The 17,102-nt window shown below is 61.9% G+C and carries 17 protein-coding genes; 7 read left to right on the forward strand and 10 right to left on the reverse strand.

From position 1 onward, the window contains the following. Positions 1–43: 43 nt before the first annotated feature. From J3R84_RS23105 to J3R84_RS23125, 5 genes are all read left to right on the forward strand, one after another. The gene (locus J3R84_RS23105) at positions 44–1,030 is read left to right on the forward strand and encodes a tripartite tricarboxylate transporter substrate binding protein (protein ID WP_203528885.1); all 987 of its coding nucleotides are present in this window, start codon (positions 44–46) and stop codon (positions 1,028–1,030) included. A 99-nt stretch (positions 1,031–1,129) separates the two neighbouring features. Beyond that, positions 1,130–1,630 carry a tripartite tricarboxylate transporter TctB family protein gene (locus J3R84_RS23110; RefSeq protein WP_203528883.1) on the forward strand — a complete coding sequence of 167 codons (501 nt, stop codon included), beginning with the start codon at positions 1,130–1,132 and terminating at the stop codon, positions 1,628–1,630. Between the two features lie 35 nt (positions 1,631–1,665). Then, complete coding sequence (locus J3R84_RS23115; RefSeq protein ID WP_084815283.1) at positions 1,666–3,204, forward strand: tripartite tricarboxylate transporter permease; 1,539 nt, start codon at positions 1,666–1,668, stop codon at positions 3,202–3,204. A gap of 41 nt (positions 3,205–3,245) precedes the next feature. Further along, a complete protein-coding gene (locus tag J3R84_RS23120) occupies positions 3,246–4,184 on the forward strand; it encodes a sugar phosphate isomerase/epimerase family protein (RefSeq protein WP_025429082.1) in 939 nt (312 codons plus the stop codon). A 13-nt stretch (positions 4,185–4,197) separates the two neighbouring features. After that, positions 4,198–5,916: a dihydroxyacetone kinase family protein gene (locus J3R84_RS23125; protein ID WP_203528882.1), complete on the forward strand. Its 1,719-nt coding sequence runs from the start codon at positions 4,198–4,200 to the stop codon at positions 5,914–5,916. 165 nt (positions 5,917–6,081) lie between these two features. On the opposite strand, the gene J3R84_RS23130 is transcribed toward J3R84_RS23125, so the two are convergent. The 10 genes from J3R84_RS23130 to phnG all read right to left on the reverse strand — a co-directional run bounded on the left by J3R84_RS23130 (position 6,082) and on the right by phnG (position 15,723). After that, positions 6,082–8,016: a DUF3604 domain-containing protein gene (locus tag J3R84_RS23130; RefSeq protein WP_203528881.1), complete on the reverse strand. Its 1,935-nt coding sequence runs from the start codon at positions 8,014–8,016 to the stop codon at positions 6,082–6,084. Positions 8,017–8,099: 83 nt separating this feature from the next. Continuing rightward, positions 8,100–9,053 (reverse strand): HupE/UreJ family protein, encoded by a 954-nt coding sequence (locus J3R84_RS23135; RefSeq protein ID WP_225906416.1) that lies wholly within the window; start codon positions 9,051–9,053, stop codon positions 8,100–8,102. A gap of 86 nt (positions 9,054–9,139) precedes the next feature. Beyond that, on the reverse strand, positions 9,140–10,009 hold the full coding sequence (locus J3R84_RS23140; protein WP_203528879.1) for a peptidyl-prolyl cis-trans isomerase: 870 nt from the start codon (positions 10,007–10,009) through the stop codon (positions 9,140–9,142). 496 nt (positions 10,010–10,505) lie between these two features. After that, the gene (locus tag J3R84_RS23145; protein ID WP_203528878.1) at positions 10,506–11,120 is read right to left on the reverse strand and encodes a DapH/DapD/GlmU-related protein; all 615 of its coding nucleotides are present in this window, start codon (positions 11,118–11,120) and stop codon (positions 10,506–10,508) included. Further along, entirely contained in the window at positions 11,117–11,824 is a 708-nt protein-coding gene (phnL, locus tag J3R84_RS23150; RefSeq protein WP_203528877.1) for a phosphonate C-P lyase system protein PhnL, read from the reverse strand. Before phnL ends, J3R84_RS23145 begins: the two co-directional genes overlap by 4 nt. Positions 11,825–11,889: 65 nt before the next feature. Continuing rightward, a complete protein-coding gene (phnK, locus tag J3R84_RS23155; protein WP_025429075.1) occupies positions 11,890–12,666 on the reverse strand; it encodes a phosphonate C-P lyase system protein PhnK in 777 nt (258 codons plus the stop codon). Further along, positions 12,663–13,541: an alpha-D-ribose 1-methylphosphonate 5-phosphate C-P-lyase PhnJ gene (locus J3R84_RS23160; RefSeq protein ID WP_203528876.1), complete on the reverse strand. Its 879-nt coding sequence runs from the start codon at positions 13,539–13,541 to the stop codon at positions 12,663–12,665. The genes phnK and J3R84_RS23160 overlap by 4 nt, the downstream gene beginning before the upstream one ends. Further along, positions 13,538–14,644, reverse strand: coding sequence for a carbon-phosphorus lyase complex subunit (locus tag J3R84_RS23165; RefSeq protein WP_057204656.1), 1,107 nt, complete (start codon positions 14,642–14,644; stop codon positions 13,538–13,540). Before J3R84_RS23165 ends, J3R84_RS23160 begins: the two co-directional genes overlap by 4 nt. 3 nt (positions 14,645–14,647) lie before the next feature. Beyond that, entirely contained in the window at positions 14,648–15,256 is a 609-nt protein-coding gene (phnH, locus tag J3R84_RS23170; RefSeq protein ID WP_203528875.1) for a phosphonate C-P lyase system protein PhnH, read from the reverse strand. Then, entirely contained in the window at positions 15,256–15,723 is a 468-nt protein-coding gene (phnG, locus tag J3R84_RS23175) for a phosphonate C-P lyase system protein PhnG (protein WP_203528931.1), read from the reverse strand. Before phnG ends, phnH begins: the two co-directional genes overlap by 1 nt. 84 nt (positions 15,724–15,807) lie before the next feature. Between phnG and phnF the strand changes: the two genes are divergently transcribed. Then, on the forward strand, positions 15,808–16,545 hold the full coding sequence (phnF, locus tag J3R84_RS23180) for a phosphonate metabolism transcriptional regulator PhnF (RefSeq protein WP_373688550.1): 738 nt from the start codon (positions 15,808–15,810) through the stop codon (positions 16,543–16,545). 101 nt (positions 16,546–16,646) lie between these two features. After that, positions 16,647–17,099, forward strand: coding sequence for a hypothetical protein (locus J3R84_RS23185; protein WP_203528873.1), 453 nt, complete (start codon positions 16,647–16,649; stop codon positions 17,097–17,099). Positions 17,100–17,102: the final 3 nt, after the last annotated feature.

The raw sequence follows: 17,102 nt of genomic DNA on the forward strand, positions 1-17,102 counted from the left end.
GAGGAGGTCTTGCGCCGCATCTCACTCAACGGGAGGACTAGATATGAAGAAATCCGTTTCTATCGCATGCGTTATGGCAGCCGCATTCGGCGTTGCCGCTCCGGCGTTGGCTTTCGAGCCCGACCGTCCGGTTGAATTCGTCGTCACGGCTGGCCCGGGCGGCGGCACGGACATCTTCGGGCGCACGATCCAGGCGATCATCAGCAAGTACGAACTGATGAAGGCGCCTGTTGTCGTCACCAACAAGGGCAGCGCCGGCGGCGCCGAAGGTTTCGTCTACACAGCGACCAACAAGGGCGACGCCTACAAGCTGGCATTTGGCACCAACAATGCCTACCTGCTGCCGGTCCGCGCCAAGGTGCCTTACAAGGCCGAGGACCTGACGCCGGTTGCAGCACTTGCTTCCGACGAATTCATCCTCTGGGTCAACGGCAAGGCGTCTTACGCAACGGCTGCCGACTTTGCCGCCAAGGCCAAGGAAGGTGGACTGAAGATCGGCGGAAGCCAGTCGAAGGACGTCGACCAGATCCTCACCTCGATGATCAACGACGCGACCGGCGCGACCATCAACTACATCCCGTTCAAGAGCGGCGGTGAAGCCGCTGTTCAGCTCGCCGGCGAACACCTCGACGCCAACGTCAACAACCCGAGTGAAAACCTCGGCCAGTGGCAGGCCGGTATGGTCAAGCCGCTGTGCGTCTTCAAGAGCGTCAAGCTGACGAACGACGCCAAGGTTGCTGGCGACAAGGGCTGGAGCGACATCCCGACCTGCAAGGAGACGGGCATTGCCATCGACAACTACTCCATGCCGCGCACCGTCTGGCTGCCGGCTGGCGTGGAACCCGATGCCGTCAAATTCTATGCGGACCTGATGCGCAAGGTTTCCGAAACGCCGGAGTGGGCGAAGTATCTTGCCGATACCTCGCAGTCTCCCGCTTACATCGCTGGCGACGACTTTAAGGCCGCCATCGAGATGGACGGCGCCGCGGTCGGCGAAGTTCTGAAGCGCGAAGGCTGGCTCGCCAACTAAAACTGGCGATATATCGGGACGGGCGCCTCAACAGCGCCGCGCGTCAAGTATGACGCGCTTAACGGGAGCGCCCGTCAACCGGTTTGAAAGGTCACGATCATGAGTGAGAACAGTTCGAATGGGCTCTCCCGCTTCGCGGTGGAGCTTGGCGTAGCCGCGTTGACGGGTATCTTTGGCGCAGCCGTCTGCTATGGCGCCTCCGATGTCGGCGCCGGATGGAGCGATTTCGGCCCCGAGGCCGGTTACTTTCCATTCTACATCGGCGTTCTGATCATTCTGGGAAGCATTGCGAATGTGATCGGTGCATTCGTGAAGCATCGCGGCACGGGTGATATCTTCATCGACGGTGCCCGCGCCCGCGTCGTTGCCTCATTCCTCTTGCCTCTTGTCGCCTTTGCCGGCGTCTCCGCTTGGCTCGGGCTCTATGTCGGGACCGCACTTTATATCGCCGGCGCGATGCTCTTCCAGGGGCGTTACAAGTGGTGGATCGCACTGCCGGCGGGCGTGGCCGTTTCGCTCTTCTTCTTCATCGTATTCGAGATCGGCTTCAAGGTTCCGCTTTTGAAGGGGCCGGTTGAGGCATGGTTCGGGATCTACTGATCCTGACCGCTTAAAGTTTCCCCGGGAGGAATGACATGGAAAATATCGGTCTTCTGATCGATGGCTTCGGCCACATCCTCAGCTGGAATCACATCCTGCTGATGATGGTCGGCGTCACGCTCGGCATTCTCGTCGGCGTTCTGCCCGGCCTCGGCGCGCCCAACGGCGTATCGCTGCTGTTGCCGCTGACCTTCTCCATGGATCCGATCTCCGCCATCATCCTGCTCTCCTGCATGTATTGGGGGGCGCTGTTTGGCGGTTCGACGACATCCATCCTGTTCAATATTCCAGGCGAGCCCTCGTCGGTCGCAACCACCTTCGACGGCTATCCGATGGCCAAGGCAGGCCAGGCGAGCCGCGCCTTGACGCTGGCCTTCGTCTCGGCCGGCATCGGTGCGCTTGCCGGCGTGGTGATGATCACGCTGCTGTCGGGCTGGGTTGCGAATTTCGCGCTGCGCTTTTCCTCGCCGGAATATTTCGCGGTCTACTTCCTTGCCTTCGCCAGTTTCATCTCGATGGGCGCGCAATCGCCGTTCAAGACGCTCGTGTCGATGATGGTTGGTTTTGCGCTCGCATCCGTCGGCATGGACACAATCTCCGGCGATCTGCGCCTGACCTTCGACATCCCGACCCTGATCAAAGGCGTCAGCTTCCTGATCGCCGTCATGGGCCTCTTCGGCATCGGCGAACTGTTGCTGACGACGGAAGAGGGGCTGCGCTTCGAAGGCATCAAGGCGCGCGTCAGGCTCGCCGAAATCGGCCGCACCCTCGTCGAGATCCCGCGCTACTGGCTGACGATCGCGCGCTCGACCATCATCGGTATCTGGATGGGCATCACGCCTGCCGGCCCGACCGCAGCCTCCTTCATGAGCTATGGCGTCGCCCGTCGTTCGGCACGCGACAAGTCGAAGTTCGGCAAGGGCGACCCGCGCGGCATCGTAGCACCCGAGACTGCCGACCATTCGGCCGGCACTTCGGCACTGTTGCCGATGCTGGCGCTCGGCGTTCCAGGTTCGGCCACGGCTGCCGTCATGATGGGCGGCCTGATGATCTGGGGCCTGACGCCCGGTCCGATGCTGTTTACCGACCGTCCCGATTTCGTTTGGGGTCTGATTGCCTCGATGTATCTCGGCAACGTCGTCGCCGTCATCCTGGTGCTCGCCACCGTGCCGCTCTACGCCTCGATCCTGCGCGTACCGTTCTCGATCATTGGCCCAATCATCGTCGCGGTCATCTTCTCCGGTGCCTATCAGGTGGCCAATTCCGTCTCCGATATCTTCATGGTCATCGGCTTCGGCGTGCTGGGCTACGTCTTCAAGAAGCTCGATTATCCGCTGGCGCCCCTGGTTCTCGCCATGGTGCTCGGCGACAAGGCCGAGGATGCCTTCCGCCAGTCGATGCTTCTGTCGAGCGGATCGCTGAATATCTTCTGGTCAAATGCGCTGGTTTCGTCGTTGATGGCGCTTGGCCTGGCAATGCTGCTGTCGCCTGTCGTCTTCGGACTGATCGGCCTGGTTCGCAAGCGCAAGGACGATGATGCAACATCGCCGGGCGACGGTAGCGCGGCGGCTTGACGGAGCCGCCGCACCAAACTTCAAAAAATTGGGGAAACGCCATGGCAAACGCGCCGCGCAAATGGAACCGTGACACCTGGCCGATCGCTGCCGCCATGATTCAGTATCCGAACATGCTGGCAGACGGCCGCTCGGTTCAGGACCAGTCGGTCGAGGAGTGGGCACTGACGCTCGATGACGTCGTCGATGCCGGTTTCACCGAACTCGACCCGACCGACAGCTGGATCCGTCTTGCCGATTTGTCACCGGCACGGCTCGAGAGCTTCGTCGCATTGACGCGCGATCTCGGCCTGACCATGCCGGGGATCTCGACTGCGCGTCGCAGCGTCATCGATCCTGTTCATGGTGACGACTATCTCGCCTATGGTCACCGGGTGATCGATACGGCTGCGGCCATTGGGGCAGGTTCAGTCTCCTTCGGGTTCTTCGGTCCGTTGACCGATGCACAGAAGAAGGCGCTGTGGTTCTGGACCGTCGATGGCGTCAAGAACCCTGATGATGCAGCCATCTGGCAGAAGGGCGTTTCGCGCATCCGCGAGCTCGGCAGCCACGCCGAAGAGCTCGGCATCGAGTTGGCGCTCGAGATGTACGAAGACACCTATATCGGTTCGGCCGACAGCGCCGTGCGCTTCGTTACCGACGTCGGTCTTGCGAATGTCGGCATCAACGCCGACCTCGGCAACCTGGTCCGCCTGCATCGTCCGGTCGAGCACTGGCAGGAAATGATGGCGAAGGTTGCACCCTTTGCCAAATACTGGCACGTCAAGAATTACAACCGCACCGAGGACGAAACTTCGGGGCTGATCGTGACCCATCCAGCCCCGCTGGAGTTCGGTGTGATCAACTACCGTTCCGCCATTCGCATGGCGCTTTCGCACGGGTTCCAGAGCCCGTTCCTCTGCGAGCATTACGGTGGCGATGGCCTTTCCGTCAGCGCAACCAATCGGGACTATCTGAGGCGCATTCTGCCTCGCGACTAAGGAACAAGTAGCGATGACCACGATCTTTGACGCACCGGAAGATTTCGCCGTAACCGCGCTCGCCGGCTTCAGCTCCATCTATGCCCGCAATGTCCGCCTGGTGAAGGGCGGCGTCGTGCGCTCGACCAGGGTGCCCAAGGGCAAGGTCGCCGTCGTTATCGGTGGTGGCTCCGGCCATTATCCGGCCTTTGCAGGTTATGTCGGCCCGGGCATGGCTGATGCTGCCGTCGCCGGCGACGTCTTTGCCTCGCCGTCGACCGCTGCAGTCGCACGTGTCTGCCGTCATGCTGACCAGGGCGGCGGCGTTCTCCTCGGTTTCGGAAACTATGCCGGGGACGTCCTGAATTTCGGCGTTGCCGCCGAACGCCTTCGGGCCGAAGGCATCGACGTGCGCATCGTGCCGGTGACTGACGATGTTGCCAGCGCTGCCGCTGTAACGGCGCCTAAGCGCCGCGGCATCGCCGGCGATCTCGTGGTCTTCAAGATTGCAGGCGCTGCGGCCGAAGCCGGTCTGTCGCTGGACGAGGTCGAGCGCGTCAGCCGCCTTGCCAATGATCGCACCGTCTCCTTCGGGGTCGCTTTCGGCGGCTGCACCCTGCCGGGCGCGAACCGTCCGCTCTTCACGGTTCCGAAGGGCGAAATGGCGCTCGGTCTTGGCATTCACGGCGAGCCGGGCATCAGCGAAGAAAAGGTCGTAACGGCAACCGAGCTTGCGAAATTGCTTGTCGGCAAACTGCTGGCCGAACGTCCGGCCGGGACGGCAAAGGTCGCGCCGGTGCTGAACGGACTGGGCTCGACCAAGTACGAAGAGCTTTTCGTTCTTTGGGTCGCCGTCGAACAGGAATTGAAGGCGGCTGGCCTCGAAATCGTCGATCCGGAATGCGGCGAGTTCGTCACCAGCCTGGACATGCAGGGCTGCTCGCTGTCGCTGCTCTGGCTCGACGAAGAGCTTGAAACCTACTGGCGTGCGCCATGCGATGCACCGGTGCTGCGCAAGGGCGCGATCATCAACGCAGAGCCGGCGACCGATACGATTTCCGATGAGGATGGTCCCGCGACCTTCGCGCCTGCGTCGCAGGCCTCCAGGGAAAGCGGTAAGTGCATTGCCCGGTTGATCGGCAAGGTTGCCGATGCCCTGAAGCAAGCTGAAGACGAACTCGGCCGTATCGACGCCTTTGCCGGCGACGGCGACCATGGCCAGGGCATGCGCCGGGGCTCTGCGGCGGCCCAGGAGGCCGCGAACTCTGCGGTAGCTGCTGGGGCAGGCGCTGCCAGTGTGCTGGCAACGGCGGGCGATGCCTGGGCCGATCGCGCGGGCGGCACGTCGGGCGCAATCTGGGGCCTGCTTCTTCGCTCCTGGAGTAATGCATTTTCCGACGACGACAAGCCTGCGGATGCGGCCATCATCGAAGGTGCGCGGCTCGCGCTCGACGGCGTCACCCGTCTCGGGCGCGCCCGCGTCGGCGACAAGACCTTGGTCGACGCCCTCGTGCCGTTCGTCGACACGTTGGAGCGGGAATTTGAAAACCTGAAGTCGTTGAACAAGGCTTGGGAGGCGGCGGCCAAGGCTGCCAGCGATGCGGCTGACGCCACGTCCAGCCTGACGCCGAAACTCGGCCGTGCTCGGCCGCTTGCGGAAAAGAGCATCGGCCATCCGGATGCAGGCGCCGTGTCGCTGGCGCTCACCGCCCGCGTCGCCGCCGACTTTCTGAAGGAAGCCGTCGACGCCTGATAACGCCGTCCGGTCCATTCCTCGCAAAAAGGGCGTGGATCCTCCCAACCGCGCCCTTTTTGTTGTCTTGTTCTTGCGCGTGTCGTTATCGCAAAACCGCTGCAAACTTTTGCGCGACTTGCGCTGATGTCCGTAGCAAAGACCAGTCTTCTTCAACCTTCTCGCCTAGCCCGCCGGATTGTACCAGATCGGTGAGGTGTAAGCCCGCTCCTGCGACGTCATTGGCACTTCGGACGGCATGGTGACGCCGAAGTACTTCGCGTCGTAGGCCGTCCAGCGCGGCGTCGGAATTTCCAGCACTCTAGCGTAGTAGAAGGCGCGCTGGGCCGGGTCGAAGGCGGGGTCGGTCCAGACCGAGATCAATTCTGGCGCGCCGATGGTATTGGTCCAGGTGGCGTCGGCGACGTCAACCGTGTTTCCCACAGGCGGCACCTTGCCGTCAATGCCAGGCTTACGTTCTCCGGACCATGCGGCGTCATAGACTTGCTCGTGCAATTGCCCCGCCGCATCCATCCAGCCCTTGACGATCTGATAGCGGTCGAGGTTCGCGCCGATCGGGTCCTTCAGCGCGGCCACCAGAAACGTAGGAGCCTTTTTCCCTGCGGGCGCGGGCGGCAGGTCGCCTCCCATCGGAACACCCTTGGCGTATCCGACCGCTGCCGGGCTTCGCGTCTTGGCGTCCGCCTCGGCGAACTCCCATCCGCCAAACAGCCGAACCAGCATCCGCGGCCCAGTGGTGGCGTAGACCTCCTTACGCTTCATTGCGTCGAAGATGGCTTCACGCGTGTTCTCTATCGCCCAGACGGCAGCATAGCCGCTCGAAACGACTTCCCAGCCCATGACCTCCTTGTCGCCGAACTTGGCGATTGGGTGTATCGCGCGGCCGGCGCTCGGTTCTGCCGCAGGGAGTTTGCCAAAGAAGTTGTTCTCTTCGACCGCGGCGAGCGACGTGTGGGAATCCGTCGATCCGATCAATCCATATTTGTACGGGTTCACGCCAAGCTCTTTCTCGAGTTTCAGGCCGTTCTTGAGGGCCGAGCGCGCATACTCGAACTGCAGCATATCAGGAGTTTTCGCCGCACTCAGGTCGAGGTTGCCCATATCCCACCGCTCGAAGTTGGCGAACTCGTCAGTCGGCGACAGCGTGGTATGCGTCTCCCCGTCGCCTTTCATCTGGGTAACTTCCATCAGCGGCTCGAGGCTTGCGCGGGTGCGCGCATACTCCGCGGTGATAGGCTTTCCTCCGACGGGATTGATCAACGGGAACATCAGGCCGTTCGACAGATTGCCGTTATGAGGGATGGCGAGCACGCTGCCGCCGGTCTTCGTCACGTAGTTTTGGAGAGCCTTCCATAGGTCTTCCGGATTGTCGCTCTGCAAGGACGAGAATGGCAGGATCGGCTCCGTCTTTTCCGCGCCGTCGCGGAAGACGACCACCCGATGCAAGTTGTTGCCGCCGGTGTTGGATGACCATTCATAGCCGATCAATACAGTAAACGTGCCGGGATCGTTGTATTTCTCCGCAGCCTGGACGTTCTTTTGCCACACCGACCGCGTCAGTTCGTCCGAACGAAGCGCAGCCGGCAAATGCTTGCCTCCACCACCGACGCTCGCCATGATTTCGTAGTAGACGTTCATCGCCTGGTCGCCGCCGGCTGCCATCATCTGGTTCCAGCGTTTCAGTTCAGGATCATTCATCAAGGTCGGGTTTCCGGTCTTGATTTCGCCCAGCGTGCCCATGTTCTCGGCGTGATCGGACACGACCAGAAAATCAAGCGGGCGGCTCAATCGTGCATGCTGACCGGTCGAGGAGATGACTTCCTCGCCGCGTGCGAAGCGATAGGCTTCCTCCGGTCCGAGGGAGTTGCCGAAGGCGATGGCGTCGAACGACTGAGACGTGTGCAGGTGCGTATCGCCAAACAGCGGACGGGACGGGAACCTATTGCCGGCGTAAGGCGAATACCCCGGCTTCGGGAAGAGTGTGTCGACCATATTGGGATCGAGCGTCCCCTTATCTATGGTTTCCTGTGCCAGTGTGGGGTAACCAAATGCCGTGGTCGCAACCAAGGCCAATCCGGCCAAAGGCATCAAAACGCGCATGACATCCTCCCGATCGACGGTTAACTTCTCGCTCTCATCTTTCCTACTCAACGAGCTGTAAGAACTTCACGGCTTGCGCTGCCCTACAGGAAGATGGCGTCAAGCCGCTGGACGCACCAAAATGCCGCGACAATCCCGATCGCGTACGCCGAGGCAACGGCTGCCCCGCGCGGCATTGCGGCAAAGCGACGGACAACATGCGCCAGCGTCAGCAATGCTCCGATGAACGCCAGTTGCCCAAGTTCGACCCCGAAATTAAACGCCACCAATGCCAGCGGAATGTCGCCTTGCGGCAAACCGATTTCGACCAGTGCGCCAGCGAAACCGAAACCATGCAGCAGCCCGAAGGCGAAGGCCACCATCCATGGACTGGTGATCGCAAGGCTGGTCTGGCCACGCTCCATGCGCACGATTTCTGCCGCCACCATGACGATGCTGATGGCGATCATCACCTCGACTGGTCGCGATGGTAGTGTCACCCAGCCGAGCGTCGCGCAGGTCAACGTGATCGAGTGAGCAACGGTGAAGGCGGTAACCGCCTTCACCAGCCTGCGCCAGTCGCGCACGATCAGTATCAGAGCGGCGACGAAGAGCAGGTGATCGAAGCCAAACGCGATGTGCTCGATGCCCTGACGAACATAGGTGGTAAAGACGCCCCAGGTGCTTTGCGATGCGGGTATCAGCGCAGATGGCGTGCCGGGTGTCAGCCGAGCCGTCCAGGTGTTGCCATTGGCAAGCACCAGGTGGACCAGGGCGTCGGTCATGGTGTTCTGCAACCCGTCGATCAGCACCGTCTGGCCGGCGAGTGGCTCCAGGGTTCGGATGCGCCAGGTCTGTACCATCGCATCGCCGGTCGGATGCGAGACGACCGGGGTCATCATCTCGATCCTGCCGGAAAACAAGGCTTTCAGCGCCAGCCGCGCATCGCCCTGCATGGGCGTCTTGAAGAGCACGCGCAACTCGTTCGGCGCTTCTTCCCGGATGCTGAGGTAGGCGGGGCGCACTTCATGTGCGAAGGCGGCCTCCGAGAACAGCATGGCAGCCACTGTAAGTGCAACCAGCCAAACCAACCTCGCTGCGGAGCAAGCCTCTCGCACGAACAGGGATGGGCGGGGTCGCCCGCTCATTTCGCAGCCGCCTTCGACGCGGGCTCGGAACCCAGAGTCGCGCTCACGCCGTCATCCAGTTCGACCCCATACTTCCTGCGAAGCTCGACGAGATAATTGCGGGTAAGTTCGGCTTGCTTCGCGCTGCGCCACTCGGCGAGGACAGCGCCCCGCGCCGTTTCGAAAGGTTTCGGAGTTGCCGCCGCGCGCTGTGTGACAAACACCAGATGGAAGCCATAGCCGGATTTCACCGGTCCGCTCCACCCGCCCGGTTGAAGTGCCAGGACGTCGTGCGCGAAATCGGCACCGAACATGGCCGAAATAGCCGCTGCGTCTGCATCGTCGAAGCTGTTCCCGAGGAGCAGCCGGTCGCCTGCCGCCGGCTCGACGTCGCCGCCGTTCAATTTGGCGAGCGCCGCCTTGGCGTCTGCCGCAGCGTCAACGCGGCGCTCGGGACTGAAGTAGGCCTGCTTGAACGACAACTTGCCAGGCGTCTCGAAGCGCGACGAGTTGGCCGCGTAGAATTTCCGCAGTTCCGCCTCAGTCGGCTCAGCCAGTTGGGCGGTGTCCTCAATCATGAATTTGAGTTTTTGCGCCAGGCGGCGGCGGATGATGGTGTCATCCTGATCGAGGCCCATCTCCTTGGCCTCGCGTGCCAGAAGCCTTTCGCTCAGGAGACCGTCGACCATTCCCTTCAACTCGCCGGCGGTCGGATCACGTAACCATTGGCTCGACCACGTCTGCCTCAGCCATCGGATGTCGCCCTCGCCGATGCGGACAGGTTCAGCCCCGTCCTCCGCCCGCTTGTCATGCAGCCATGAGTAGCCGCAAAACACGAGCGCGCCGGCGACGGCGAAATGCAGTAGAGGTTCTCTGAGCAACTTCATACAGCCATCTCCGTGTTCCTTCCGGTGAGTGGCAGAGAAGAAAATTCAAAGTCACAAGGTCAGTGCAGTTCCTCTATTCGACCAACGTCCGCCACCTTTTTTCCAGGGCGGTGCCGATGACATTTATGCGCCAGGAACGGCATAATCTGCAATATGTATTCGATGTTATGTTTACGTCACTTCGCATGGCTTTATCCCGCTTGGATAGTGTATATCCCTATCGCGCACTGCGGTTTAACTTGCGGATGCCTGTCGGCTTTCTTTGTCGGTGGAAATGATTGTCCTTACCCCGATAAGCTTTGTAATTCTGGGCGATATATACTAGTTGCAATCAGTTGGTTTGCAATCCAGGACTGAAGAAAGCGTGCTCAACGGCGCACATCCAACTTCACATGACGCTCCCTAGCGTCCGCACCCCCCCCACCAATCCGGACTTTCGAGGCGTTTCTGCCGCGGGGCAGCTTCGGCCCTAACTGCGGCGCTGATCTCGGCGTGCTCAGGCGTAGCGAACGAGAAACTCTTCGGCCGTCAGCTCGCGGAAATCGTCGAGCGCCTTGCGCAGGCGCTGATGGTCCCATTCCCACCAGGCAAGGCTGTCCATCCGTTCGCCGATACCGGCATTGAACCGATCGCGGATGAGCTTTGCCGGCACGCCGCCGACGATCGTATAGGGTGCCACGTCCTTGGAGACGACAGCGCCGGCTCCGATCACCGCACCGTTGCCGACATTGACGCCTGGCAGCACCGTCGCACCGTGACCGATCCAGACGTCATGGCCGATCGTCACCCGGTTCGACCGGCGCCAGGCGAAAAGATCGTGATCGACTTCGGTATCGTCCCAGTAGTTCGGAGCGCGATAGGTGAAGTGATGCAGCGTTGCGCGCCAGGTCGGATGGTTGGTGGCGTTGATGCGCACCGCGGCAGCGATATTGACGAATTTGCCGACCGTCGCGCACCAGATCGAGCCGTCCTGCATGATGTAGGAGTAGTCGCCGAACTCGACCTCTTCCAGGCGCGAGCGCTCCTGGATTTCGGTGTAGCGGCCGAGCGTCGAGTTGTTGACGCTCGCGGTCGGGTGGATGAAAGGCTCAAGACCGAGTTTATGGCTCATGCGGCTGCCTTTCGCGGTGAGAAGGCCGATACGTCGAGAATGCGGTCAGCCACCGCGTCGCGGACTTCCTCATCGTGGAAGATGCCGATCAATGCCGTTCCCTTCGCCTTCTTCTCGGCGATCATCTCGACGACCACCGCACGGTTTTTCGCGTCCAGCGAAGCCGTCGGCTCATCGAGAAGCAGGATCTTGTGGTCGGTGATGAAGCCGCGGGCGATGTTGACGCGCTGCTGCTCGCCGCCGGAGAACGTGGCTGGCGGCAACGACCATAGTTCTTTCGGCAGGTTGAGCTTAGACAGAAGCTCGGCGGCCCGTGCGCGGGCATCTTCCATGGCGACGCCACGCGCCTGCAGCGGCTCGGCGACGATATCGAGCGCCGAGACACGCGGCACCACGCGCAGGAACTGGCTGACATATCCGAGCGTTGCGCGCCGGACTTCAAGCACGGTGCGCGGTTCGGCAGTGGCGAGGTTCACCAGCTTGCCGTCATGCTCCATCAGGATCTGGCCTTCATCGACGCCGTAATTGCCGTAGAGCATTTTTAGGATCGAGCTCTTGCCGACGCCGGAGGGGCCGCCAAGGACGACACATTCGCCTGATTTGACCGAGAAGGAGACGTTGGCGACGACAGGCAGGCACACGCCGTCGCGCAGGTGCATGGTGAAGCTCTTTGCGACTTCGGAAACAACAAGGGGCGTAGCCATGATTCTTACTTTCCTTTGCGCATGATCTTGATCGAAAACAGATTTTTAATTCTCGGGATCATGCGTCATACCTGCAGGATGGAGGAGACGAGGAGCTGGGTATAGGGCTCGCGCGGATCGTCGAGCACGCGGTCGGTTAGCCCCTGCTCGATGACGGCGCCGTCCTTCATCACCATCATGCGGTGCGACAAAAGCCGTGCGACAGCGAGATCGTGGGTGACGATGATGGCGGCAAGGCCAAGATCGTGCACAAGCCCGCGCACGAGGTCGAGCAGGCGAGCCTGCACCGAAACGTCAAGGCCGCCGGTCGGCTCATCCATGAAGACGAGGCGAGGGGAGGTGACGAGATTGCGGGCTATCTGCAAGCGCTGACGCATGCCGCCCGAAAACGCGCGGGGCTGGTCGTCGATGCGGTCGATGCCGATCTCGACACGCTCGAGCCAGTCGCTGGCGGCGGCACGGATGTTGCCATAGTGCCGGTCGCCAACGGCCATCAGGCGCTCGCCGACATTGGCACCGGCCGAGACCGTCATTCTGAGGCCATCGGCCGGGTTCTGGTGGACGAAGCCCCAGTCGGTGCGCATCAGGAAGCGTCGCTCGGCCTCGCCCATGCGGGCGAGATCCCGATACTGGCCGTCGCGCATATGGTATTCGACGATGCCGGATGTCGGCATCAACCGGGTCGAAAGGCAGGACAGAAGCGTCGTCTTGCCCGAGCCGGATTCTCCGACGATCGCCAGCACTTCGCCGGGGAAGAGGTCGAAGGAGACGTTCCGGCACCCGATGCGGCTTCCGTAGAATTTCGAGACGTCGTTGACTTTCAGAAGCGGTACGGCACTCATTCTGCGGCCTCCTGGCGGGCAAGCATGTGTCCAGCATGGCCGCAGTCGCGGCGGTCTTCGCAATGGTCGGTGTCGGAGCAGACGAACATGCGTCCGCCCTTGTCGTCGAGCACCACTTCGTCGAGATAGACGTTCTCGGCGCCGCAGAGGGCGCAGGGCTTGTCGAACTTCTGCACTTCGAACGGGTGATCGTCGAAATCGAGGCTGACGACCTCGGTATAGGGCGGAACCGCATAGATGCGCTTTTCACGGCCGGCGCCGAAAAGCTGGAGCGCTTCCGACATGTGCATCTTCGGATTGTCGAACTTCGGCGTCGGCGAGGGATCCATGACGTAGCGACCCTCGACCTTCACCGGATAGGCATAGGTGGTGGCGATATGGCCGTTGCGGGCAATGTCCTCATAGAGCTTCACATGCATCAACCCGTATTCTTCGAGCGCGTGCATCTTGCGGGTCTCGGTCTCACGCGGCTCGAGGAAGCGCAGGGGCTCCGGGATCGGCACCTGGTAGACCAGCGTCTGGCCCTCCCTGAGGCCTTCCTCGGGAATGCGGTGGCGCGTCTGAATGATGGTTGCTTCCTTAGTCTTCGTCGTCACTGCGACATCGGCGACCTTCTGGAAGAAGGCGCGGATCGACACGGCGTTGGTGGTGTCGTAGGCACCCTGGTCGATGACCTTCAGCACGTCCTTCGGTCCGAGGATCGACGCGGTAACCTGGACGCCGCCAGTGCCCCAGCCGTAGGGCATCGGCATTTCGCGCGAGGCGAAGGGAACCTGGTAACCTGGGATGGCGATCGCCTTCAGAATGGCGCGGCGGATCATCCGCTTGGTTTGCTCGTCCAGATAGGCAAAGTTGTAGGTGGCAAGGTCGGTCATTCGGCGGCCTCCTTCATGCCGTCCTGGCCGCCGGCGCGGGCAGCGTCATAGTCGCGGCGCATGCGCCGAACGAGGTCGAGTTCAGCCTGGAAATCGACATAGTGCGGCAGCTTCAGGTGTTCGACGAAACCGGTCGCCTGCACGTTGTCCGCATGAGAAATCACGAATTCCTGGTCCTGCGCCGGCGCAACGATGTCTTCGCTGAATTCGTCGGTGCGCAACGCGCGGTCGACGAGTGACATCGACATGGCCTTGCGTTCGCTTTGGCCGAAGACGAGCCCGTAGCCGCGGGTGAACTGCGGCGGCTGTTTCGCCGATCCCATGAACTGGTTGACCATCTGGCACTCGGTGACGCGGATGACGCCGAGGGAGACGGCAAAGCCGAGCTCGGGCAGGTCCAGTTCGACTTCGACTTCGCCGATGCGGACTTCGCCGACGAAGGGATGCGTGCGGCCATAGCCGCGCTGGGTCGAGTAGGCGAGCGCCAGCAGAAAGCCCTCGTCGCCGCGTGCCAGGGCCTGCAGGCGCAGGTCGCGGGCCATTGGAAATTCCATCGGCTCGCGGGTGAGGTCGCCCATGACATGGCCTTCGGGCATGCGGCCGTCGCCTTCGATCAGCCCTTCGCCGTCGAGAATGTCGGAGACGCGCATCACATGTTCGCCAGGCTCCTTGACTTCAGGCTCCTCGACCGCTGCGTCGTCGATCAACGAGGGGTCGAGCAGACGATGGGTGTAGTCGAAGGTTGGGCCCAGCAATTGTCCGCCGGGCAGGTCCTTGTAGGTGGCCGAGACGCGGCGCTCGACCTTCATGGTCGCGGTATCGACCGGCTCGGAATAGCCGAAGCGCGGCAGCGTCGTGCGGTAGGCGCGCAGGATGAAGATCGCCTCGATCATGTCACCGCGCGCCTGGCGCACGGCAAGGGCTGCGAGCTCACGGTCGTAAAGCGAGGCTTCGGCCATGACGCGATCGACGGCAAGGCCGAGCTGTTCGACGACCTGCTGGATGGTGATCGACGGTAGGGCGCGGTCGCCGCGGCGCCGATCGGCAAGGAGGCGATGGGCGTTGGCAATGGCGGCTTCGCCGCCCTTCACTGCAACATACATGGGTTAAACCTCCTGTCGCGAAAGTCTTGACGTGCGCGGCAGGCAGAGAACGCTGTCGCCTGATGTCAGCACGAGGTCGATGCCGCGCGGGAAAATCGCGCGGTTGGCACTCCAAAAGTCGAGGAAGACTTCAGGCAGGCCACGCACCGCAATGGTGATGTCGTCCTTGATACCAGGTCCGTGGGCGGTCAGCGGTTCGCCGCCGGTCAGCGCCTCAATCTCGATGACGAGCGTCGTCGAGCGATCCGGGTATTCCTGCGTGCCGAGCGAAAACTGGTCGAAGCCCGGAACCGGCGCGCCCTTCTCGACAAAGGCAAAGCGTGCATCGGTTTTGGTGTCCGTCACCGGTGCGCCGGTGTGGAACGCGATCCACTGCGGTACTGCGGATTTGCCAAGGGCGGGCGTGAGCCAGACTGCCGTGTCGTGATCGCACAGCGTCAAGGCCACGGCTCCGGCAGCCGCGCCCATTGGCGCCGGCGGGATGCTCGACGCCTCCAGGCGGATGATCTGCCCCGGGCGGGCAAAGCCGTCCATCAGGCTCTTGAATACGGATTGGGCGGAAAAGACCGGGTCGGCGAAGGCGCCGGCATAGATTTGCGATTGGCTGGCCATCAGTCGTCTCCGCGAACCATGGTGAAAAAGTCGACGCGTGTCGCGGCGGTTTCCTCTGCGGTGCGGCGGTCCTCCGCCTCGATGCGCGAAGCAATTGCGCGATGAAACGCCTCGACGGCCGGGCGGTCGGCTTCACGCTGGAAGAGCGCATCGAAGATTGCAGCAAGGCGGGCGCGCTGCTTGTCAGTGCCCAGCAACTGGCCATGGCCGATTTCGCCGGTCGAAAGCCGGATCGTCGCGCGCGATACGGTTGCCTCGCCCAGATTGAAGGCATCGCCGCCGCCGCCGATGCGGCCGCGAACCATGACCAAGCCCGTTTCCGGTCCGCGCACGGGCGACACATCAGGCTTGTCGGTAAGTGCCTCCCAGGCGGCCATGAGTTCTTCCGAAGACGCGCGGGCCAGCAGCCGCATGCCTTCCTTGCGCGCCATCTCCGGCGGACTTTCCTGTTTCAGCTTCGCATCCATCATTTTCACCTCAAATGTCTATTGATCTAGACAAGTGCACATCTTATACTTTTCATTAGCGTCCGCAAATGACAGGCTTGTGACATGGCAATGCGAAAAGTGGTTGAACGGCAGACAGGGGTCGCACTCTGGCGGCAGATCGCAGACCGGATCCGGCTGGCGATCAGCAATGGCGACTACGACGCTGCCGGCATGGTGCCGCCCGAAACGGTGCTTGCGGGCGAGTTTGGCGTCAACAGGCACACCGTCAGGAGTGCACTGGCAGCCCTTGCCGAGGAAGGGTTGGTTCGTGCCGTCCAGGGCCGCGGTACGATGATCGAGCGCAAGGAGAGGGTGAGCTATCCAATCTCGCGTCGCACCCGCTTCTCGCAGGGTCTCGGCCGGCAGGTGAAGGAGATCGGCACCCGCCTGCTCGGCCATGCCGAACTGAAGGCATTTGGCGACATTGCCTCGGCACTGGGTATCGCGCCGGGTGAACCGGTGATCGAATTGCGCACCGTCAGCAGCGGCGATGGCCGTCCGCTCTCCGTTTCGTCAAGTTACTATCCCGCCGCCCGGTTTCCCCGCATGGCGGAAGAGTTCGAGCAACGGCATTCCGTAACCAAAGCGTTTGCCGCCCACGGCCTTGACGACTACGTGCGCGTTTCGACCGAGATCGTCGCCCGCCATGCCGACAGCGACGAACTCTCGATGCTGAAACTCTCGGCTGGTGCGATCGTGCTGGAGGCGCAGTCGGTCAATGCGGACCTCGACGGCAAGCCCGTGGAGTATTCCCGCAACTGTTTTGCCGCCGATCGAATGAAACTGCGGATCGAAACGTAATCTGCCGGGTTGCGTTAATTCGTTTTTGCCTGCAAAAGTTGATCTTCGTGCCCAGTCGACCAATAGGAAATGTCTGAACGGATTGGTGGAGACGAGCTTCGGTGAGCGGACGTGTAGGCTTACTGGTTTTGATCGGTACTTTGCTGCTGGCGGCGCAATCCGTGCGGGCGGACGATAGCGGAATCTCTGGGCTCTGGCGCGAAGTGGGCGCGACGCTCATACGCTGCCAAGGCTGCCTCAGCGTTGTTCGGCACGGCACTATCCTTACCGTTGTCAGCGAAGCGGGCTGGTCGGCAGTTGTGACTGCCAACAGTTACGTCCCGACATCCTACGCCAGCGGAACTGGGCGATGGCGGCCTAACATCGGCGCCAAACAGGCGGATGAACCGTTTGAGGTGCATCTCTCCCTCGCAGACAGTCGGCTGGTCGTCGTCCTGATGAAGGAGAGCGACCACGGTGCGTCCCCCCATGTCAAGGTCAACTACGAGAGGCGGCTGCCCGCCTTAGACAAGAGTTTTGGAAAGGTCCGCAAGATCAAGATAAGTGAAGAATGATCT

Origin of the sequence: Ensifer canadensis, assembly GCF_017488845.2 — a bacterium.
In the GTDB taxonomy this organism is placed as follows: domain Bacteria; phylum Pseudomonadota; class Alphaproteobacteria; order Rhizobiales; family Rhizobiaceae; genus Ensifer; species Ensifer canadensis.